Annotated in this window: 17 protein-coding genes; 9 read left to right on the plus strand and 8 right to left on the minus strand. The window is 71.8% G+C overall.

Annotated elements, in window-relative coordinates; all coding sequences use genetic code 11:
- Positions 1-3012, plus strand: a complete 3012-nt coding sequence (locus tag JKJ07_RS19050; RefSeq protein WP_202992937.1) for a bifunctional [glutamine synthetase] adenylyltransferase/[glutamine synthetase]-adenylyl-L-tyrosine phosphorylase — start codon at positions 1-3, stop codon at positions 3010-3012.
- A gap of 29 nt (positions 3013-3041) precedes the next feature.
- A complete protein-coding gene (locus JKJ07_RS19055) occupies positions 3042-3227 on the plus strand; it encodes a hypothetical protein (protein WP_307834322.1) in 186 nt (61 codons plus the stop codon).
- Positions 3228-3253: 26 nt separating this feature from the next.
- Here JKJ07_RS19055 and JKJ07_RS19060 read toward each other — a convergent pair whose 3' ends face one another.
- From JKJ07_RS19060 to JKJ07_RS19070, 3 genes are read right to left on the minus strand one after another with little or no spacing between them, the layout of a single operon-like run.
- Entirely contained in the window at positions 3254-3490 is a 237-nt protein-coding gene (locus tag JKJ07_RS19060; RefSeq protein ID WP_236029325.1) for a hypothetical protein, read from the minus strand.
- A gap of 40 nt (positions 3491-3530) precedes the next feature.
- Complete coding sequence (locus JKJ07_RS19065) at positions 3531-4412, minus strand: helix-turn-helix domain-containing protein (protein WP_202992939.1); 882 nt, start codon at positions 4410-4412, stop codon at positions 3531-3533.
- Between the two features lie 34 nt (positions 4413-4446).
- Positions 4447-4680, minus strand: coding sequence for a hypothetical protein (locus JKJ07_RS19070; protein WP_307834323.1), 234 nt, complete (start codon positions 4678-4680; stop codon positions 4447-4449).
- Positions 4681-4963: 283 nt separating this feature from the next.
- On the opposite strand from JKJ07_RS19070, the gene JKJ07_RS19075 reads away from it, so the two are divergent.
- A complete protein-coding gene (locus JKJ07_RS19075) occupies positions 4964-5215 on the plus strand; it encodes a hypothetical protein (protein WP_202992940.1) in 252 nt (83 codons plus the stop codon).
- 28 nt (positions 5216-5243) lie between these two features.
- Positions 5244-5600 (plus strand): hypothetical protein, encoded by a 357-nt coding sequence (locus tag JKJ07_RS19080; protein ID WP_202992941.1) that lies wholly within the window; start codon positions 5244-5246, stop codon positions 5598-5600.
- Here the strand turns inward: JKJ07_RS19080 and JKJ07_RS19085 are convergent.
- Entirely contained in the window at positions 5584-6594 is a 1011-nt protein-coding gene (locus JKJ07_RS19085; protein ID WP_202992942.1) for a Glu/Leu/Phe/Val dehydrogenase dimerization domain-containing protein, read from the minus strand. The genes JKJ07_RS19080 and JKJ07_RS19085 overlap by 17 nt on opposite strands.
- A 79-nt stretch (positions 6595-6673) precedes the next feature.
- Here JKJ07_RS19085 and JKJ07_RS51775 point away from each other — a divergent pair, with 79 nt between their 5' ends.
- On the plus strand, positions 6674-7129 hold the full coding sequence (locus tag JKJ07_RS51775; RefSeq protein ID WP_202992943.1) for an Lrp/AsnC family transcriptional regulator: 456 nt from the start codon (positions 6674-6676) through the stop codon (positions 7127-7129).
- 256 nt (positions 7130-7385) lie between these two features.
- On the opposite strand, the gene JKJ07_RS19095 is transcribed toward JKJ07_RS51775, so the two are convergent.
- On the minus strand, positions 7386-9119 hold the full coding sequence (locus tag JKJ07_RS19095) for a hypothetical protein (protein ID WP_202992944.1): 1734 nt from the start codon (positions 9117-9119) through the stop codon (positions 7386-7388).
- Positions 9120-9159: 40 nt separating this feature from the next.
- On the opposite strand from JKJ07_RS19095, the gene mptB reads away from it, so the two are divergent.
- From mptB to JKJ07_RS19115, 3 genes are read left to right on the plus strand one after another with little or no spacing between them, the layout of a single operon-like run.
- On the plus strand, positions 9160-11103 hold the full coding sequence (gene mptB, locus JKJ07_RS49955; RefSeq protein ID WP_236029327.1) for a polyprenol phosphomannose-dependent alpha 1,6 mannosyltransferase MptB: 1944 nt from the start codon (positions 9160-9162) through the stop codon (positions 11101-11103).
- Entirely contained in the window at positions 11027-12169 is a 1143-nt protein-coding gene (locus JKJ07_RS19110) for a glycosyltransferase 87 family protein (RefSeq protein WP_202992945.1), read from the plus strand. Before mptB ends, JKJ07_RS19110 begins: the two co-directional genes overlap by 77 nt.
- Before the next feature lie 9 nt (positions 12170-12178).
- A complete protein-coding gene (locus JKJ07_RS19115; protein ID WP_202992946.1) occupies positions 12179-14287 on the plus strand; it encodes an esterase-like activity of phytase family protein in 2109 nt (702 codons plus the stop codon).
- Here JKJ07_RS19115 and JKJ07_RS19120 read toward each other — a convergent pair whose 3' ends face one another.
- Genes JKJ07_RS19120 through JKJ07_RS19130 form a run of 3 tightly spaced genes read right to left on the minus strand, consistent with a single transcriptional unit; the run spans position 14288 to position 18203 of the window.
- Positions 14288-17290 carry an AfsR/SARP family transcriptional regulator gene (locus tag JKJ07_RS19120; protein WP_202992947.1) on the minus strand — a complete coding sequence of 1001 codons (3003 nt, stop codon included), beginning with the start codon at positions 17288-17290 and terminating at the stop codon, positions 14288-14290.
- A gap of 48 nt (positions 17291-17338) precedes the next feature.
- Positions 17339-17686, minus strand: coding sequence for a hypothetical protein (locus JKJ07_RS19125; protein WP_202992948.1), 348 nt, complete (start codon positions 17684-17686; stop codon positions 17339-17341).
- A 40-nt stretch (positions 17687-17726) separates the two neighbouring features.
- On the minus strand, positions 17727-18203 hold the full coding sequence (locus JKJ07_RS19130; RefSeq protein WP_202992949.1) for an MSMEG_6728 family protein: 477 nt from the start codon (positions 18201-18203) through the stop codon (positions 17727-17729).
- Between the two features lie 35 nt (positions 18204-18238).
- Between JKJ07_RS19130 and JKJ07_RS19135 the strand changes: the two genes are divergently transcribed.
- Positions 18239-18544, plus strand: coding sequence for a GNAT family N-acetyltransferase (locus tag JKJ07_RS19135; protein WP_202993310.1), 306 nt, complete (start codon positions 18239-18241; stop codon positions 18542-18544).
- Positions 18545-18583: the final 39 nt, after the last annotated feature.

Below are 18583 nucleotides of genomic sequence, written 5' to 3' on the forward strand. Positions count from 1 at the left end.
GTGACCAGGCCCAGCCGGCTCGCCCGGTACGGCTTCGCCGACAACGGCCTGCGCGTCGCCGACCTGCTCGGCCCGACCGGCCTGCGGCTGTGGGATCCGGAGGCGCAGGCCCCGGTCGGCCCCGAGGCGGCCGAGGTGCTCAATTCGCTGTCCCGCGCGGCCGACCCCAACCTGGCCCTGCGTCAGCTGCACCGGCTGGTCGACGCGGCGGGCCGGGCGGCCGCGCGGGGCAACGGCGGCCCGGTCACCGGTCCCGGCGGCGAGATCGTCACCAACGACGCCACCGAGGCGCTGATCGGCGCGCTCGCGCAGGATCCGGGGCTGCGCCGGCGGCTGGTGGCCGTGCTGGGCGCCTCGTCCGCGCTCGGTGACCACCTGGTCGCCAACCCGGCCGACTGGCAGGTGCTGGCAACCGGCAAGACCGGCCTGCCGCCCAACGCCGAGGGCCACCTCGAGGTCGAGAGCGACGAGCCGAGCGTGCCCGCGTTGCGCCGGGCCTATCGCGTCTCGCTGCTGCGCATCGCCGCCGCCGATCTGACCGGCGGCCGGGGGCTCGAGCCGACCATGGCCGCGCTGTCCCGCCTGGCCGACGAGACGCTGGCCGCGGCCTATGCGATCGCCGTGGCCGGGCTGCCCGCGTCGACCCCCGAGCCCAGCCTGGCCGTGGTCGCGATGGGCAAGTGCGGCGGCAACGAGCTCAACTACGTCTCCGACGTCGACGTGATCTTCGTGGCCGACTCCGACGAGGATCTGAGCGCGGGCACGATCGTCGCGGCCCGTCTCATCGAGATCTGCGGCATGGTCGCGTGGCCGGTCGACGCCTCGCTGCGCCCCGAGGGCAGCCGCGGCCCGCTGGTGCGCACGCTGGCCAGCCACGAGGCCTATTACCGCCGCTGGGCCCGCACGTGGGAGTTCCAGGCGCTGCTCAAGGCCCGGCCGGCCGCCGGTGACCTGGCGCTGGGCCGCCGCTGGATCGAGGATCTGGCCCCGCTGGTGTGGCACGCGGCCGAGCGGCCCGAGGCGGTCCCCGACGTCCGCGACATGCGCCGCAAGATCATCGAAAATGTGCCGCCGGGCCTGGTCGACCGCGAGATCAAGCGGGGTCCCGGCGGCCTGCGCGACATCGAGTTCGCCGTCCAGCTGCTGCAGCTCGTGCACGGCCGGATCGACGAGACGCTGCGCGGGCCGGGCACGATCCCGGCGCTGCGGGCGCTGGTCGCCGGGGGTTACGTCGGCCGCGAGGACGGCGAGACCCTGCTCCGGGGCTACCGTTTCCTGCGCGGCGTCGAGCACCGGCTGCAACTGCAACAACTCCGCCGCACGCACACGGTGCCCGACGATCCGGACGGCCTGCGCTGGCTGGCGGCCGCCCTGGGCTACACGGCGCTGCCCGGCCGCGACGCCGTCGAGGCGTTCCGCTCCGACTGGGTCGGTCACGCCGCCCAGGTCCGCCGCCTGCACATCAAGCTGCTCTATCAGCCGCTGCTCGAGGCCGTGGCCCGGGTGCCGGCCGAGGCGCTGCGGATGACCCCCGAGTCGGCCGGTCGCCGGCTCGAGGTGCTCGGCTTCGCCGACCAGGCGGCCGCGCTGCGCCACCTGCAGGCGCTCACCGGCGGCGTCACCCGCACGTCGGCCATTCAGCGCACGCTGCTGCCGATGCTGCTGCAGGAGTTCGCCGACGCCCCCGAGCCCGACCGCGGCCTGCTCAACTATCGCCACGTCTCCGACAAGCTGGGCTCCACCCCGTGGTATTTGCGGCTGCTGCGCGACGGCGGCCCGGTCGCCCGGCGGCTGGCCCGCGTGCTCAGCCTCTCGCGATACGCGACCGACCTGCTCACCCGCGACCCCGAGGCGCTGCGCCTGCTGGCCGACGACGCCGAGCTGCTGCCCCGCTCGCGGGAGTCGCTGCTCGACGGGTTCCGGGCCGCCGCCGAGCGCTACCCGGAGGATCCGGCCAAGGCGATCGCGGCCGTCCGGGCCCGCCGCCGCCGCGAGCTGTTCCGGCTGGCCTGCGCCGACATCCTGAGCAAGGCGGGCGACCTGGCCCCGGCCGAGCCGCTCGACGTCAACGCGATCGGCATCGCCCTGTCCGACGTCACCGACGCCACGCTCAACGCGGCCCTCACGGTGGCCCGGCGCGCCCATCCCGGCCCCGAGGGCCTCCAGTTCGCGATCATCGGCATGGGCCGGCTCGGCGGCTACGAGATGAGCTACCCGTCCGACGCCGACGTGCTGTTCGTCTACGAGCCCGCGCCCGGCGCCCCCGAGAACGAGTCGTCGGCGGCGTCGCTGGCCATCGCCGAGCAGCTGCGCAAGTCGCTGACCGCGCCCGCCCCCGACCCCGAGCTGGGCATCGACGCCGACCTGCGTCCCGAGGGCCGGCAGGGGCCGCTGGTCCGCAGCCTCGCGGCCTACCAGCAGTATTACGCCCGCTGGTCGCGCGTCTGGGAGGCTCAGGCGCTGCTGCGGGCCCGGTTCGTCGGCGGCGACGCCGCCCTCGGCCGGAAGTTCGAGGAGCTGGCCGACAAGATCCGCTATCCGGAGGGCGGCCTCACCCGCGAGCAGGTCGTCGAGATCCGGCGGATCAAGGCCCGCGTCGAGGTGGAGCGGCTGCCCCGCAACGCCGACCCGCACACCCACACCAAGCTGGGCCGGGGCGGGCTGTCCGACGTGGAGTGGGCCATCCAACTGCTGCAGCTGCGCCACGCCTACGCGGAGGCCGGGCTGCGCAAGACCCGCACGCTCGAGGCCCTCGACGCGGCCGTCGGCGCCAAGCTGGTCGACAAGGTCGACGCGGCTGCGATGACCGCCGGGTGGACCCTGGCCGCGCAGGTGCGCAACGCGCTGACCCTGGTGCGGGGCCGGCCCACCGACCAGCTGCCCCGCCACGGCGTCGAGCTGGCCGGCACGGTGCAGCTGCTGGGCGGGGGCGACCCGGGCGAGTTCGTCGACCGCTATCTGCGGCTGACCCGGCGCTCCCGGGCGGCGATGGAGCGTGTGCTCGAATCCTGAGTGGGTAATACAAGACCATGCTGTTCAACATGGTGAAGCGCTTCGCGATCATGGCCGTCGCCGTCCCGCTCGCGGCGGCCGGCGCCCGCAAACTCAGCGAGCGGCTGGAGGCCAAGCGTGGCCCGAGCCGCGGCAGCAGGGCCCTGCGCGAGGGGGCCGACTTCCTCGGCGGCCTGCGCGGCCAGAAGAAGAAGCGGCGTCGTTTCGCCTGGTGACGCCCTTGTCCCAGGCATTCTCGGAGCTAGCCGACGGCCTGCTCGCGGATCTTGTCGGCGGCGGCGAGCAACACCTCGGTGGGGATCTCCACCAGGCGCTCGCCGTCCGGCACCTCGACCGCGGTGCTGTCGTCCGGCACTACGTAGCCCTGCACGACCACCGTCTCGCGTTCGGTCCGATAGACGGTCGGGCAACCGCCGCCGCCGCACAAGTGGGTCAATTCCTGCAGGCGGCGAGGGCGGGGGTCCTCATGGATCGTCATGACCCCACGGTACGGACGGAAACGCCGTAGTCACAACGTGTCAGGCGCCGGCGCCGGGCAGCATCCGGATGTAGCGATACTGATGAGCGTCCAGAATGGTGTCGATGTCCGACGTCGCCATCGCCTCCAGCGCGTCGAAAACGCGCTGGTAGAGGCGGATGGTGTGGCGGCCGTCGGAGCCGATGGTCGTGTTGAACAGGTCGACCATCACATATTTGTCGCCCATGAGCTCGTATCCGTGGAACGGGGCAAGGCCCAGCTCGGTGTTTTCCGGGATTATTTGGACCCGAACGTTGGGTAGCTGGGCGACCTCGCGCAACCGGGCGATCTGGGCCACCATCGCCGCCGGGGAGCACACCTGGTTGCGCAGCACCGCCTCGGTCATGACGAACGAGAACGACCGGCTGGGGTCGTAGAGCATCTCGCTGCGTTCCAGCCGGGTCGTGACGGCCTCGGAGACGGCCAGCGCGGAGTCGGCGATCTCGTCGTCGTCGAGGCTGATCCGCAGCCCGGACAGCACCGCGCGGGCATATTCGCTGGTCTGCACCAGGCCGATGAACACCGCGGGCTGGAAGATGCGGATCTCCCGGACGGCGGTCTCGAGGTGGCGGACGCGATTCTGCCGGGTCTGCAGGCCGGCCTCGGTCGAATGCCAGTCGACGAGCTGGTTGCTCGACTGTTCGGCCAGGGCGGCCAGGCGATCCACCTCGACGTCGGGCAGCGCGAGCGCTTCGGCGATGAGGCGGACGTCGGACGGGTCGGGGGCGGACTTGCCGGTCTCCAGGCGCGAGATCTTGGCCTGGCTCATGCCGACCCGCTCGCCGAGCACCTGGCCCGGGATCTTCAGGCTCTTGCGCCGCCGGGCCAGCACCGCGCCGACCGGCTCGTCGGTGCCCTCCGGGAAGTGGGGCGAGTCTGTCATGGGGCCCGCCCTCCTCCCGTGCGAGTTGTGATGGTCAGCTGCTCTTCTTCACCGCCTCGGCGAGGAGCTCGGCCGGAATCTCGACCAGTTGCTCGCCCGCCGGCAGGTCCAGCCCGGCGGCTTCGGCGGTCACGGTATATCCCTGCACCACGAATGTGTCTCGATCGGTGCGGTAGACGGTCGGGCAGGTTCCGCCGCCACACAGGGTGGTGACGAGGGTCAGCTGCGGCGCTGCAGGCTGAACGACCGTTAAGGGTTGATTTGTCACAGGGGAACGATACAGCAGGGCCGATGATCATACGGTACCGGCGCATAACTTATGCAATCACAAAGGTTTCCCGCTCGGTAGCCCGGCGTGAAGGCGGGGAGAAACTTATTCACGCATGAGTATCGCGCTTGCGGATCGCTGCATAGCCATGGATATTCAATGTTAGGGGTCACGGAGATATAACACCGGAGGCCGGTTCGGCGTCCGTCAGTGTTCGTCCCGACGTCCGACGACGGGGTCAGGCCCTCGACAGTGGATATGCGGCCTTAACCGGAGGTCGACCATGATCACTTCCCTCTCCTCCTCACTCGGGAACGCCGACCTTCTCGAAACGGTCCGTTCCGCCCCGCCGATCGTGTATCTGGCTCTCGCGGCGGTGTCCCTACTGGTCGCCCTGCGCATCATGCGTGCGCTGCGCAAGGCCTTCATGCCGCTCGGCGCGCTGCTGCGGGCGGCCGCCGGCATCGCCGTCGTCTCGGTGGCCGTCGTGTTCGCCCTCGTCCTGGTGGCCGCGGCCGCGTTCAGCGCTCAGTAAGTCCCGCTTCGGACAGGAGAGAAAGTCGATGACCTTTTCCGTGCTGGCCGGGATCGTCGCTCTGCTGGTGCTGTTGTTCGTCCTCAGCGAGATCCTGTCGGCCGTCCTTCCCCTGATCATCGTGCTGACCTGCGTGCCCGAGCGGGAACGGGAGACCCTGGCCCGGATCCTGGCGGCCATCGACTCGTCGCGCCGGTTACGCCTGTGGTCGGCGCTGCGGCTGGCCGTGGCGCTGCGCCGGCAGGAATTGCGGATCGCCCGCGAGGTGCGCGACCCCCGGCGCAACCCGTACGCCCACCTCAACGCCCACTTCGCCGACATACCGGGCGATGCGCCGCTGAATCAGCCGTACGACCGGGCCGAGCCGGTCAGCCCCGTGGACTAGCCACCCGGCGCCGCGCCTCGGCGGCGGCCGCGGCGCTCGGGGTCACGCCGTCGCGCCGGGCCGCCGCGAACACCCCGGCCAGCGTGTCGGCGATGCCGTCGAGGCGGGCCGTGACCTGCGCCGGGCTCTCGTGCCGCAGCTCGACCGCGGTCGCGGCGATGACACCGCCCGCGCTGACCACGTAGTCCGGCGCCCACAGGATGCCGCGCTCGTGCAGCAGACCGGCCGTGGCCCGGGCGTCCAGCTGGTTGTTGGCCGGCCCGGCCACCGCCGCACACCGCAACGCGGCCACCGAGGACGGGGTCAGCACGCCACCGAGCGCGGCCGGCACCACCACGTCGACGGCCGCGGTCAGGGCCTCCTCGGGTGTGACCCAGCCGGCGCCGAGGTCGTCGGCCAGGGCGCGTTTCGCCGGGTCGACGTCGGCCACGACCAGCTTCGAGCCCGCCTCGGCGAGCAGGCGAGCCACCCGCCCGCCGACCCGGCCCAGACCCAGCACCGAGAATGAGCGGCCGGCCAAGGACGAGGAGCCGAACCGGTCGGAACAGACTGCCCGCAACGCCGCGACCGTGCCGACGGCGGTGCCGGGGGAGGAGTCGCCGCTGCCACCCGCGGCCACCGGACGGCAGAAGACGTGACTCGTCCGCTCGCCGATCGTCACCATGTCGTCCGGGCCGGTGCCGATGTCCGGGCCGGTCGCGTAGGTCCCGCCCAGCTCCTCGATCACGGCTCCCGCGTCGCGAAGGGCCGCTGGCGAGTGCTCCCCGACGATCACGGTCTTGCCGCCGCCGTTGGGCAGCCCGGCCAGCGCGCACTTGTCCGTCATGGCGGCCGACAGTCGCAGCGCGTCGGCCAGGCCGTCCCGCCAATCCGCGTACGGCTTCAGCCGGCACCCGCCGAGCGCCTGCCCCAGGGCCGTCGAGTGCACGGCGACGATGATCGGCAGCCCGGACTCGGGGCCGCGCCGGATGATGATTCTTTCGTGCGAGAACATGGGCCGAAGGTAGGCGCATGCCCAACGTTCTCGGTCGCTCGCCGAACAACGTTCGGTGCCGGCCACGAAAGGTGACCCCGTGGACGAAGTTGATTCGGCGATCGTGCGCGCATTGCAGGCGAACGCCCGGCAGACCAACCGCGACCTGGCCCGCGCGGTCGGCATCGCCCCGTCGACCTGCCTGGAACGCGTACGGCTGCTGCGGGACCGCGGGGTGATCACCGGGTATCACGCCGAGATCAGCCTGGCCGCGCTCAACCGCCATGTGCAGGCGTTCCTGCACGTCCAGGTGCGCCCGATGAGCCGCGAGGTCATCGAGAACCTCAAGGCCTACATCGGCGGGCTGCCCGAGGTGATCTCGGTCTTCGTCGTGGCCGGCGGCGACGACCTGCTGGTCCACGTCGCCGTCCCGAGCGTCGACGGCCTGCATTCGTTCCTCATGGACAAGTTCACGCAGCGCCGCGAGATCGTCGGCTTCCGCAGCTCGGTGATCTACCAGCACGCCCGAAATCGCATCCTGGAGGAACTCGCCTGACGTCCCTGCGCGCGCCGATCGCGTCGTCAGGGACAACAGCCGATCCCGTACGAGTCGTCACCCCCGACAAAAGCACCGGGGACCGTTCCGGGCGCGCCTCGCGAGCGAGTGGGTGGCCGGGGCCGTTGCGCGGCCACCGGCCGTGTTGCAACGAAAGCCGCAGTCCGCCCTCAGCCACCGACGCTGTAGCGGCACAGGCCCGTGACGCCGTCCTCAGCTGCTGACGGTGTAACAGCCCGGGCTCGTGACACCGTCCTCAGCTGCTGACGGTGTAGCGGCCCGGGCCCGGGACTCGGACGAGCAGCCAGTCGCCGTCCCGGTGGAGCGTCGCGCCGGCGCTGACCGTCAGCCAGCGATTCCAGCGGATCCGGACCGGGATATCGCCCGCGGCCGGCGCCTCGAACGTCAGCGAGGCGGCGTCCTGGCTGGTCAGCGTGCCCGGCGCGGCGACGATCGGCCGGGGGTCGGTGACCGCGTAGAGGCGCCAGTGGGGGCTCGTCCACACTTCGGTCAGATAGGGCAGACCCGCGGTGACCAGCGCCGCCTCGGGCCGGCCGGACCAGGTCAGCTCGGCGTCGGGGACGGCCACGAACTGGACGGCCAGCTCCTCGAGCCAGAGCCGGTAGGTGCCGGCCGAGAGCGGCACGCCGGTTCCGGTGGCGCCGGGGATCTCGTTGAAGAACAGCGGGTTGCGGTCGATGTCGGCCTGCCGCAGCCAGCCCCGGGCCAGCGGGACGTCACCCATGTGGGCGGCCTCCCAATAGGCGCGGGTGGCGGGGATCTCGACGCGGCCGGTCAGCTGTTCCTGCGCCAGGCGGTCGAGGAGGGGGCGGAAGTAGGCGGCGTCGGCGGTCGGGTTGCCGATGTCACGCACGTCGCCGGTGACCACGGGAGGCTGCCACCAGCAGGCGACGGCCAGCAGCACGACTACGGCCCAGGTCGGCAAAGGGCGATAGCTGAGGCGAGAGGTGCTGGGTCGGGCGCGCGACCGGGACGGCGGCTGAGCGTCGGACCCACGGGACGGCGGCTGGGCGTCGGATTGACGGGACGGCGGCTGGGGGTTGGGCCGGGCGGGTGGCTGGGCCGTGGAAGCGGTCGGGGCGGCCGACGTCGCCGCGGGCGTGCGCGAGAACCGGGGAAGGGTGGCGTAGGCGGCCAGGAGCGGGAGCGTGAACATCACGGCCAGGCGGGTGGCGTTGAGGCCGACCGGGGTGTGGATCAGGGCCGCCGCCAGCACCCCGAGGGCCGCGAGGACGCCGCCGACGCGCACGGGCCGACGAGGGACCAGGGCCGCCACGACGAGGGCGGCGACCACGGCCCGCACGGTGTCGGTGCGGCTGATGTTCATCCAGCCGCCGTCGCCGAAGAGCAGCGCGTTGAGGGCCAGGGGAAGCGCCGCGGGCACGGCGACCAGCAGCCCGGCCCGCACCCGATCGGGGGCGAGCCGAGGGGGACGGCGCGGCGACAGGGCCAGGGCGACGCCGGCCAGGCCCACGAACAGCGCGGCCACCGGGCTCGTGGCGGCGGCCAGCAGGGCCAGCAGCGGAGGCAGCCAGCGGCGGCGCGCAGAGGTCAGGGCCAGCAGGGCGGCCAGCCCCAGGCAGACCCCCAGCCCGTACGTCACCCGGCCGCTGACCAGGTTGCCCGCGATGCACAGCGTTCCGGCCACGGCGCCCAGCAGCGGGCGAGGGGCCCCGGTGCGGCGCAGCAGGAGGGCGAACAGCACCGAGGCGGCCAGCAGGGACAGGGCGCCGGTGACGCGTACGCCGAGGAGGGCCATCACGGGCTGTGAGGTCAGGCTGTAGCCCAGCTGGTCGACTCCGGCGTACCAGCGAAGGTCTGTCGGGGTGTAGCCGTGCGCCTCGAAGAAACCGGCCCGGGCCTGCTGCGCGGCCAGGTCGGAGCCCATCGGCGGAAGCAGCAGGTAGACGACGCCGAGCACCGCCGCGAGCACGGCGGTGACCCACTCCAGCCGGTGCCGAGCCCACACGCGCCAAGACCCTACCCGTACGCACGGTAGTGTGCTCGCCATGCCCCGCCCCGCCGTCGTCCGCTATGGGGGCTTCGCCGGCAGCCTGGCCCTCGCGGTCGCGGCCTGGCTCGGCGGCGCGACCAACCCGTGGCAGCCCACGATCACCCCGGGCACGATCTTCGCCGGTGACAACGGCGTCCTGCTGCCGGTCGCCTGGCTGGCCGGCACGGGCCTGCTGATCGCGGCGTGGGTGGCCGGAGTCCACACGGAGAAAACAGCGCGCTGGGCCTACGTCACGGCCGCCCTGTGGCTGCTGCCGCTGCTCGCGTTCCTGCCGCTGGGCAGCTACGACGCCTACTCGTACGCGTGTCAGGGCTGGCAGCAGAGTGCGGGCCTGGACCCGTACGCGGGCGGTGTTGACCTTGTGGGTTGCCCCTGGGCCGACGCCGTGGCCCCGACGTGGCGCGACGCCCCGGCGCCGTACGGTCCGCTGTTCCTGATGCTGGCGGGGATCGCCGCCAAGACCGGCAGCCTGACCCTCACCCTGGCCGGCCTGCGAGTGATCGCGCTGCTGGGAGTGGCCCTGATCGCCGTCGCCCTGCCGGTGCTGTGCCGCCGCGGGGGCGTGCCACTCGGCCGCGCGGCCTGGCTCGTGCTGGCCTGCCCACTGGTCCCCATCCACCTGATCTCCGGCGCCCACAACGACGCCCTCATGATCGGCCTAATGGCATCCGGCCTGGCCCTGGCCATCCGCGCCAACCCCACCTTCATCCGCGCCAACCCCACCGCTACGCCCGCCAGTTCCGCAGCCACGCCCGCCAACCCGACCGTCACATCCGCCAACCCCGCCGCGCCCGCCAACCCCACCGCCGCCTCAGTCGCGAGCCCCGCCGTTGGGGACGGCAAATCCGCGACCGTGCCCGCTAGCTCCGCGGCAGAGGGCGCCGCCGGTTTCGTCACAGATAGCCCCGCCGTAGCCGCCGCGCCCGCAAACTCTCCCGCTGTGGCCGCCAAACCCACCGCCGCGCCCGCAAACTCCCCCGCCGACGCCGCGAACACCGAAGCCGGGGTCGCGAATGCTGGCACTGGCGTCCGCATGAAAGGCAAAAGTGCCAATCTCGCGGGCTGGGGCGCCGGCCTCCTGCTCGGACTGGCGATCGCCGTAAAGGCAACCGCCCTGGTCGTGGTGCCTTTCGCGCTCCTGCTGATGATCGAACGTTATCCACAATCCCGGGGTGCCTTGACCGGGCCTGTGGACAACCCGCGGGTCTTGTCGGCTCGGCGGCGTAATTTCGGCCCACGCCCTTGGTGGTGGGGGTTAGGGATGGCTGGACACGGGCGCGAAGGTGCACAAGCCGGGCAAACAAGCGACGAAGGGCGATCCGGGCGGGCGGCGTGGGTCGGGCAGGCGGTTCGGGTTTTGGGTGGTGTGCTGGTCGGGCTGGCGGCGGCGAGTCTGGTAAGTGGGCGCGGCTTCGGCTGGGTCACGGCGCTCAGCGGCAGCGGCAAGTCGGTGCAGTGGACGTCGCCCCCGACGGCGGTCGGCATGGCCATCGACCTGGTCGGGCCGGATGCCGTGCCGGTGACCCGAATCCTGGGCATCGTCGCGCTCGCGGTCGTCCTGATCCGGCTCTGGTGGAACGCGGCTCGCGGCGCAAACTGGCAGGCCGGCGGCAGAAACCCGCTCCTGTACGCCGGTTACGCGCTCGCCGCCACGGTCTTGCTCGCGCCGGTCTTTCACCCCTGGTACGCCCTGTGGCCGCTCGCGATTCTGGCGGCCACGTTGCATAGGCATTTGAACTGGCTGGTCGTCCCGTGCGCCGTCGCGAGCGCCCTGTGTCTGCCGGATGGATACAACCTGGCCCTGGCCGTGAAAACGCAGGGCGCGGTCGCGATGACTGTCTTTCTAGTCTGGATAGTGGTGCATGAAGCGAAAAACAGGATTGCTGGCCGCCGCCGGGCTGATCACCCTGCTGGTCGTCTATCTGGCCCAGACGCGTAACGGGTATTTCGACTCCAAGGTCTACTACGGGGCGATCCAGTACTGGTTCCGCGGCGACGGCGGCATGGTCTACGACTGGCTCCGCCCCGGCACCCCGTACGGCTTCACCTACCCGCCCTTCGCCGGCCTCGTCATGGCCCCGATGGCGTTCCTCCCGTTCGGCGTCGTGGTCGTCGTCGCGATCATCGCCACGGTGCTGACCACCGCGCTGCTGACGTGGTGGTTCACGCGTGACCTGATCCGGCGTCAGCAGTGGACGGTCTGGTTCGCGTACGGGATCGCGGTGTGCCTGGCCATCTCGTTCGAGCCGGTCCGCGAGACCATCACGTTCGGCCAGGTCAACACGCTGCTGCTCACGCTGGTGGCCGGAGATTTGCTGCTCGGCCTGTCGAAGGGCCGCAAGTGGGCGGGTGTCGGCATCGGCCTGGCCACTGCGATCAAGCTGACACCCGGCATCTTCATCGTCTATCTGCTGGTCACCCGGCGCTGGCGGGCCGCCGCGACCGCGAGTGGCACGGCGGCCGGGGCCACCCTGCTCGCCGCGGCGATCTTCCCGGACGAGTCCCGCGAGTTCTGGACGTCGGCGCTGTGGGACACCAACCGGGTGGGGGTGCTGTCCTTTCTGTCCAACCAGTCCGAGCGCGGCTTCCTGGCCCGGCTGCCGATCGCGCAGGTCGAATCCAAGATCTGGGTCGTCTGCGTGCTCCTCACGTTGGCGTTCTGGGCCTGGCGGGTGGCCAAGGCGCCGGACGACATCATGGGCGGGCTGGCGCTGACCGGCATCGTCGGCTGCCTGATCAGCCCCGTGACGTGGATCCACCACTGTGTCTGGCTGCTGCCGGCGATCGTCCGGTGCGTCGAGGCGAACCGGAAGGCCCTCGGCATCAGCGCCTACGTGCTGATGACCAGCCGGCTCACCTGGCTGTGGGAGAAACGCCCGCGTCCCCCGCTCGAGCTGATCGGCGGCAACCTCTATGTCTGGTTCAGCCTGGCCCTGCTGATCTGGACACCCATCGGCACTTCTCGTTCAGCCGAAGTCCATGCGGAGGACAAGATCCTCACGTAATCAGAGCGCATGCGTAAACGCTCGGCAATCGCCCTGATCGGCCTGGCCGCGACCTTCGTCGCCGCGCCCGCCTCGGCCCATCAGAAGGAAACGGAATTCAAGCGGCTCTCCACGTTCCCCGCGTATCTGAACTCGTCGATCGACGATACGGCCGCCGCCGAGATCTCCACGGTCACCGAGGACGGCCGCACGGTCGTCTACACCGACAGCCCGGGCAAGCGCCTCGGCTTCGTCGACATCACCGACCCGGGCAAGCCGAAGCCGGCCGGCACGCTGGCCCTCGACGGCGAGCCCACCTCGGTCGCGCACCTGGGCCGCCTGCTGCTCGCGGGCGTCAACACCAGCGCGAGCTTCACCGACCCGTCCGGCAAGCTCGTCGTGGTCGACGACCGCAGCCGCAAGGTGGTGCGCACGATCGACCTGGGCGGCCAGCCCGACTCCGTCGCGGTGGCGCCGAGCGGCCGCTACATCGCGGTGGCGATCGAGAACGAGCGCGACGAGGACGTCAACGACGGCGCGATCCCGCAGCTCCCGGCCGGTTACCTGTCGGTGATCGACACCAGGACGTGGAAGGCCTCGAAGGTCGACCTGACCGGCATCGCCGCGGTCGGCCCGACCGATCCCGAGCCCGAGTACGTCAGCGTCAACTCGCGCGACGAGGCGGTCGTCACGCTGCAGGAGAACAACCACATCGCGGTCGTGTCGCTGGCCTCGAAGAAGGTCGTCAAGCACTTCTCGGCCGGCACCGTCACGGTGAACCAGGTCGACACCAAGGACGACGACACCATCACGCTGGACGGCTCGATCACCGCCAAGCGCGAGCCCGACGGCGTCACCTGGATCAACGACTCGATGTTCGCCGCGGCCAACGAGGGCGACTGGCAGGGCGGCACGCGCGGCTGGACGATCTTCTCGCGCGACGGCAAGGTCGTCTGGGACGCGGGCAACTCGCTCGAGCACATCGCCGTCGAGCACGGCCTCTACCCGGACAAGCGCTCGGACGCCAAGGGCATCGAGGTCGAGAACGTCGCGTTCGCCAAGATCGGCCGGACGCCGTACGTCTTCGTCAACTCGGAGCGCGGCAACTTCACCGCCGTCTACGACGTGTCGAACCCCTGGAAGCCGAAGTTCCGGCAGCTCCTGCCGACCGTGAACGCGCCCGAGGGCGTCGTCGCGGTGCCGTCGCGCGGGCTCGTCGTGGTCTCCAGCGAGGAGGAGAACCCCGACGCCAACATCCGCGGCTCGATCCAGGTCTTCGGCGTGGGCCACGGCCAGTTCCCGTCGATCGTCTCGGACGACCTGATCCCGTTCGGCACGCTGTCGGCCCTGTCGGCGGTGCCCGGCAAGCGCTCGCAGCTCGTCTCGGTCACCGACTCGGCCTACACGCCGACCCGGATCCTGACGATCGACACGGCCCGCCGCCCGGCCCAGATCACCAAGCAGCTCACCGTCACGAAGGACGGCAAGCCGGTCGGTTACGACGCCGAGGGCATCGTGGCCCGCAAGGCCGGCGGTTACTGGCTGGCCAGCGAGGGTTCCGCGGCCACCCCCAACCTTCTCGTACGTCTCGACGCCCGCGGCGCCGTCCAGCAGGAGATCCCGCTGCCGGCCGACATCGCCGCCGCCGTCACCACGAACGGCTTCGAGGGCGTGACCGAGACCGGGAACAGCGTGTGGGTCGCCGTCCAGCGCCCGCTCAAGACCGACCCGCAGAACGTCGTACGGATCGGGAAGCTCGACCTGAAGACCGGCGCCTGGTCGTGGCTGCTCTACCCGCTCGACACGGCCCCGATCGGCTGGACCGGGCTGTCCGAGATCGTCGCGGTCGACGGCATGTTCGCGGTCATCGAGCGCGACAACCAGCGCGGCCCGCAAGCGTCGATCAAGAAGGTCTACAAGTTCGACGTCCCGGCCACCTGGACCGGCACCCCGACCGTCCAGAAGAAGCTCGTCAAGGACCTGCTGCCGCTGCTCAAGGCCGACAACGGCTGGGTGCAGGACAAGGTCGAGGGCCTCGCGATCGCGGGTGACGGGCAGACCTACGCCGTCACCGACAACGACGCGATCGACGACGCCACCGGCGAGACGGTCTTCCTCCGGCTGGGCCGGATCCTCTGATCAGAGCAGGTCGGCGGCCGTGAACATCGTCGTTCCGGCCGCCCGCCGATAGGCCTCGTCGAAGCCCGCGTCGCCCAGTGCGGCGCGGGCTTCGAACGTGATGCGCTCGACGTCCGGCACCGAGAGATCCCGCGACCCCCGTACGGCGTCCGAGGCGCCCAGCAGGAAAGCGGCCCGCTCCGGGTTGCCCTCGCGCAGCTCGAGGTCGGCCAGCCCGACCAGGGTCAGCGCGATCACCGGCGAATCCCGCGACTCGACCGCCATCCGTACGGCGTCGGTGTGGCTCCGCCGGGCCGTGACCAGGTCACCCGCCGCCGCGTCGATCAGCCCCTGGGTGTGCATCGCCATGGCCTTGAACTGTGGCATGGCCGCCGGGTGACGCATCATCTCGACGGCCATGTCCATGCAGCGGCGGGCCTCGGAGAGGTCGCCCTCCATCCGGGCGAACGTCGCCGTCCCGTACGCCACCGAGGCCGTCACCTCGGGCAGCGCGACCTCCTCGGCACCCTGCCGTGCCTGCTTGAGCGCGGCCCGCGCCTCGGCGACCTCGCCCGCCAGCCACAACTGGTGGCCCAGCTTGACCTCCATCTGCGGCAGGTCCTCGCGGATGCCCACCTCGCGGACCAGCGCGATCGCCTCCCGCTGCCAGCTGACCGCCTGCACGAAATCGCCCTTGGCCGCGGCCATGTCGCCCAGCGAGCTCAGCGCGAACCCGATGCCCCAGCGCTCGCCGATCCCGCGGAACCCCGCCAGGGCCTCGCGCATCTCGGCCTCGGCGACGTCGGCGCCGTGCCCGAAGTTGAGCCGCAGCTGCGACACGAACATCTTGGCCACCGAGCGCAGCCACGGGTCGGGGTCGTCGAACAGCGGCTCGATCACCGCGAACCCGCCCTCCGAGTGACCGCCCTCGTCGAAGATCGCGGCCAGCGCCGGGATCAGGCGCAGCGCCGGGTGCTTCGGTTCCCGTCCGGCCGTGAGCAGCTGGGCGGCCCGGAAATCGGCCTCGACCCGGTCGACCGGCAGCCCGCCCTCCAGCCCGTTGATCGCCGCGTACGTGTGGGCCAGCGCGATGTCCTCGCCGTCGGCGTCACCCGGCATCCCGGCCACGGCCGCCGCCAGCACCGCCCCCTCCGGCCGGTGCCCGCTGAGCCACCAGTACCACCCGAGCCGGGCCACCAGCGCCGCCGCCGTGGCCCGGTCGCCGGCCTCGATCGCGGCCCGCACCGCAGCGATCAGGTTGTCGTGCTCGACGGCCAGCCGGGACAGCCACACCAACTGCTCGGGGCGGCGCAGATGGGGGTCGGCCGTGCCCGCCAGCTCGAGCAGCCAGCGTGCCACCGCCAGTCGCTGCGACTCGTTCTCGCCGGCCTCGGTCAGCCGCTCCAGGCCGTACTCGCGAATGGTCTCGAGCATGCGGTAACGGCCGTCCGGGCCGAGCACCAGCAGCGACTTGTCGACCAGGGCGGCCAGCGTGTCCACATCGGTGTCACAGACCAGCTCGGTGGCGGCCAGGTCGGCGCCGCCCTGGAACAGCGCGAACCGCCGCCACAACCGCCGCTCCGGCTCGGCCAGCAGATCCCAGCTCCAGTCGACGACCGCGCGCAGCGTCTGATGGCGGGGAAGCGCTGTGCGGCTGCCCCCGGTGAGCAGGCGGAACCGGTCGGTCAGGCGATCGGCCAGCACGGTCACGGGCAGGGTGCGCAGGCGGGCGGCGGCCAGCTCGATGGCCAGCGGCATGCCGTCGAGCGCCCGGCACACCCGTACGACGGCCGGGGCGTTCTCCTCGGTCAGCGCGAAACTGGCGGCGCGATCGAGCAGAAGCCGTACGGCGGGGAAGCCGGCAGCGGTCGACGCACCCGCACCCACCGGCGGGAGAGCCAACGGCTCGACCGGATGCAGCCGCTCGCCCGCGATGCCCAGCGGCTCGCGGCTCGTGGTCAGCAGGGTCAGCCCCGGCGCGGCCCGCAGCAACTCGTCGGCGACCTCGGCCACGGGACCGATCAGATGCTCGCAGTTGTCGAGGATCAGCAGCATCGTGCGGCCGGCCAGCGCCTCCCGCAGCCCGGTGCGCGCGGCCTGGCCCGGCCGGTCGAGCACGGCGTGCCCGCGCAGGCCGAGGGCGGTCAGGACGGCCTGGGGGATCTCCGCCGGGTCGGTCACCGGGGCCAGCTCGACCCGCCACACCTCACCCGGGATCTTGCCGCCGGCCTCCACCGACAGCCGGGTCTTGCCGCTGCCGCCCGGCCCGAGCAGCGTCACCAGGCGGTGGGTCTCGACCAGACGCCGTACGGCGGAGACGTCCGACTCGCGGCCCACGAAGCTGCTCACCTCGGCGGGCAGGTTGCCCCGCCGCTTCTCGCCCCGCAACAGGTCGAGATGCAGTTCGCGCAGCTCGGGGGAGGGGTCGGCGCCCAGCTCGTCGGCCAGGCGGACCCGGAACGACTCGTACGCCGCGAGCGCCCGGCCCGGGTTGCCGACGGCCCGCAGCGCCCGCATCAGCAGCGCGACCAGCGATTCGTCGAGCGGGCGGGCGGCCAGCAGCCCCTCGACCTCGGGCACGACGTCGCGCGAGCCCAGCTCGCCGGCGATCCGCTGCTTGAGGGCGAGCAGCCGCAGCTGCTCGAGATGCACGGCCTCGGCCTGGGCCGCCTCCGGGAACTCCAGGTCGCCCCGCCACAACCGCAGCGCCGCGGCCGGATCCGCGGTCACCAGGCCGACGAAGACGTGCGCGTCCACCTGCTCGGGCGCGACGACCAGCCGATAGCCGTGCGGCGTGGCCTCGACCACCAGCTCGGGCGCGGCCCGGCGCAGCCGCGAGACGAGCGCCTGCAGGGCATTGCCCGCGGCGGCCGGCGGCTCGTCACCCCACACGCCGTCGATCAGGCGGTCGGCCGAGACCACCCGCCCCGCCTCCAGGGCGAGCAGGACCACGAGCGCACCGAGGCGCGCCCCCGGCACGGCGCGGCCGCGCAGCTCCAACGGCCCCAGCACCGCAATTTCCACTCGTACGATTCTGCCCGCTCGCCGCACACGGCGGCGACCCGCCGCGCCCTACTCGGCGAGCTGCGGGCTGGGGCGGAGCGCCGGCAGCACCAGCACGACGGCGATCGCGGTCAGAAGCATGGCTACCGTGACGCCGATGCGGGCCCACGTCGGGGCGGCGTCGTCGAAGTACGCGCCGATGCCCAGCAGGGCCGACAACACTCGCGAGCCGACGACGACTTGCAGCGCCCGGCGGTTGCCCCGCCAGGCCGGCACCAGCGCGGCCAGCGTGATCAGCCCCAGCACCAGCCCGACGACGATCACGCCGACCGGCGGCTGGACGTCCCCCATGGGCAGCGAACCCACCAGGTCCAACAAGGCGAGCAGGGCACAGATGACAAGTCCGGTGACTCTCATGGACGACCTCCCAGTAGTGATGACACCTGGGAGGGGCGGCTCACACCGGCGAGATACGTCCCGGACGGTCCGAGGCCGGCCACACGTACGGGAGGTCGTCCGGCACGTCGGACCCGAAGAACGGCCGGTAGAACTCCGGGTCCTTCCGCAGCAGGGCCGACTGGTGGCTGATGTGCACGGCCGGGTCACCCAGCCAGGGCGGCACCTCACCGGCCTTGGCCAGCTCCTCCTGCGTACGGATGTCGCCTTCGGCTTTGAGATCCGCCAGCAGGGTCGCGGCCGTGGTGTCGGCCCGACCCGTCGCCGTCCAGACTTCGACGAAGTCGAGCCCGTAGCGAACCAGCGCCTCCTCATAGCCGTGCCACATCTTCACCGCCGGGTGATGCCGCCAGCCGTACCCCGGAGTGACCAGCCCCCGCAACACTTGCACGGTCTCGACGCGCTGCTTACCGAGCCGCTTGGCGTCGAGCGCCCGGGCCGAGGCGACAAAGTCCGCGTACGGGAGAAAGGTCTGCACCACCCCGACGCTACTGTTCCGCCGTGCGTGGTTTCATGGGGGTCGTGAAGATTACGGACGTGCCGGAGAAGGACCGCTTCGAGGCCCGCGACGACGACGGCACCCTGCTCGGCGTGATCACGTATCAGGTGACCGGCAACGTGATCGCCTACACGCACACGAAGGTCGAGCCCGACCACGAACACCAGGGCGTCGGCGGCGAGCTGGCCCGCGCGGCCATGGAGGACGCGAAGGCCAAGGGCCGCCTGGTCGTCCCGATCTGCCCCTTCCTCAGCGCCTGGCTCGACGACCACCACGACTACGACCAACTCGTGGCCCGCCAGCACCGCCGTGTGAAGTGACATCAAGCGGCCCGCAGATCTCCTCAACCACCGTTCGCC

The sequence above is a fragment of the Paractinoplanes lichenicola genome, from assembly GCF_016785085.1.
Lineage (GTDB): Bacteria > Actinomycetota > Actinomycetes > Mycobacteriales > Micromonosporaceae > Actinoplanes > Actinoplanes lichenicola.

Bases quoted from the DNA above. Each gene is read 5' to 3' on its own strand.
- JKJ07_RS19110 (WP_202992945.1), top strand. From the start codon at position 11,027: ATGAAGCGAAAAACAGGATTGCTGGCCGCCGCCGGGCTGATCACCCTG.
- JKJ07_RS19085 (WP_202992942.1), bottom strand. From the start codon at position 6,594: ATGTTCTCGCACGAAAGAATCATCATCCGGCGCGGCCCCGAGTCCGGG.
- JKJ07_RS19060 (WP_236029325.1), bottom strand. From the start codon at position 3,490: ATGACGATCCATGAGGACCCCCGCCCTCGCCGCCTGCAGGAATTGACC.
- JKJ07_RS19125 (WP_202992948.1), bottom strand. From the start codon at position 17,686: ATGAGAGTCACCGGACTTGTCATCTGTGCCCTGCTCGCCTTGTTGGAC.
- JKJ07_RS19135 (WP_202993310.1), top strand. From the start codon at position 18,239: ATGGGGGTCGTGAAGATTACGGACGTGCCGGAGAAGGACCGCTTCGAG.
- mptB (WP_236029327.1), top strand. From the start codon at position 9,160: ATGCCCCGCCCCGCCGTCGTCCGCTATGGGGGCTTCGCCGGCAGCCTG.
- JKJ07_RS19080 (WP_202992941.1), top strand. From the start codon at position 5,244: ATGACCTTTTCCGTGCTGGCCGGGATCGTCGCTCTGCTGGTGCTGTTG.
- JKJ07_RS19115 (WP_202992946.1), top strand. From the start codon at position 12,179: ATGCGTAAACGCTCGGCAATCGCCCTGATCGGCCTGGCCGCGACCTTC.
- JKJ07_RS19075 (WP_202992940.1), top strand. From the start codon at position 4,964: ATGATCACTTCCCTCTCCTCCTCACTCGGGAACGCCGACCTTCTCGAA.
- JKJ07_RS19065 (WP_202992939.1), bottom strand. From the start codon at position 4,412: ATGACAGACTCGCCCCACTTCCCGGAGGGCACCGACGAGCCGGTCGGC.
- JKJ07_RS19055 (WP_307834322.1), top strand. From the start codon at position 3,042: ATGGTGAAGCGCTTCGCGATCATGGCCGTCGCCGTCCCGCTCGCGGCG.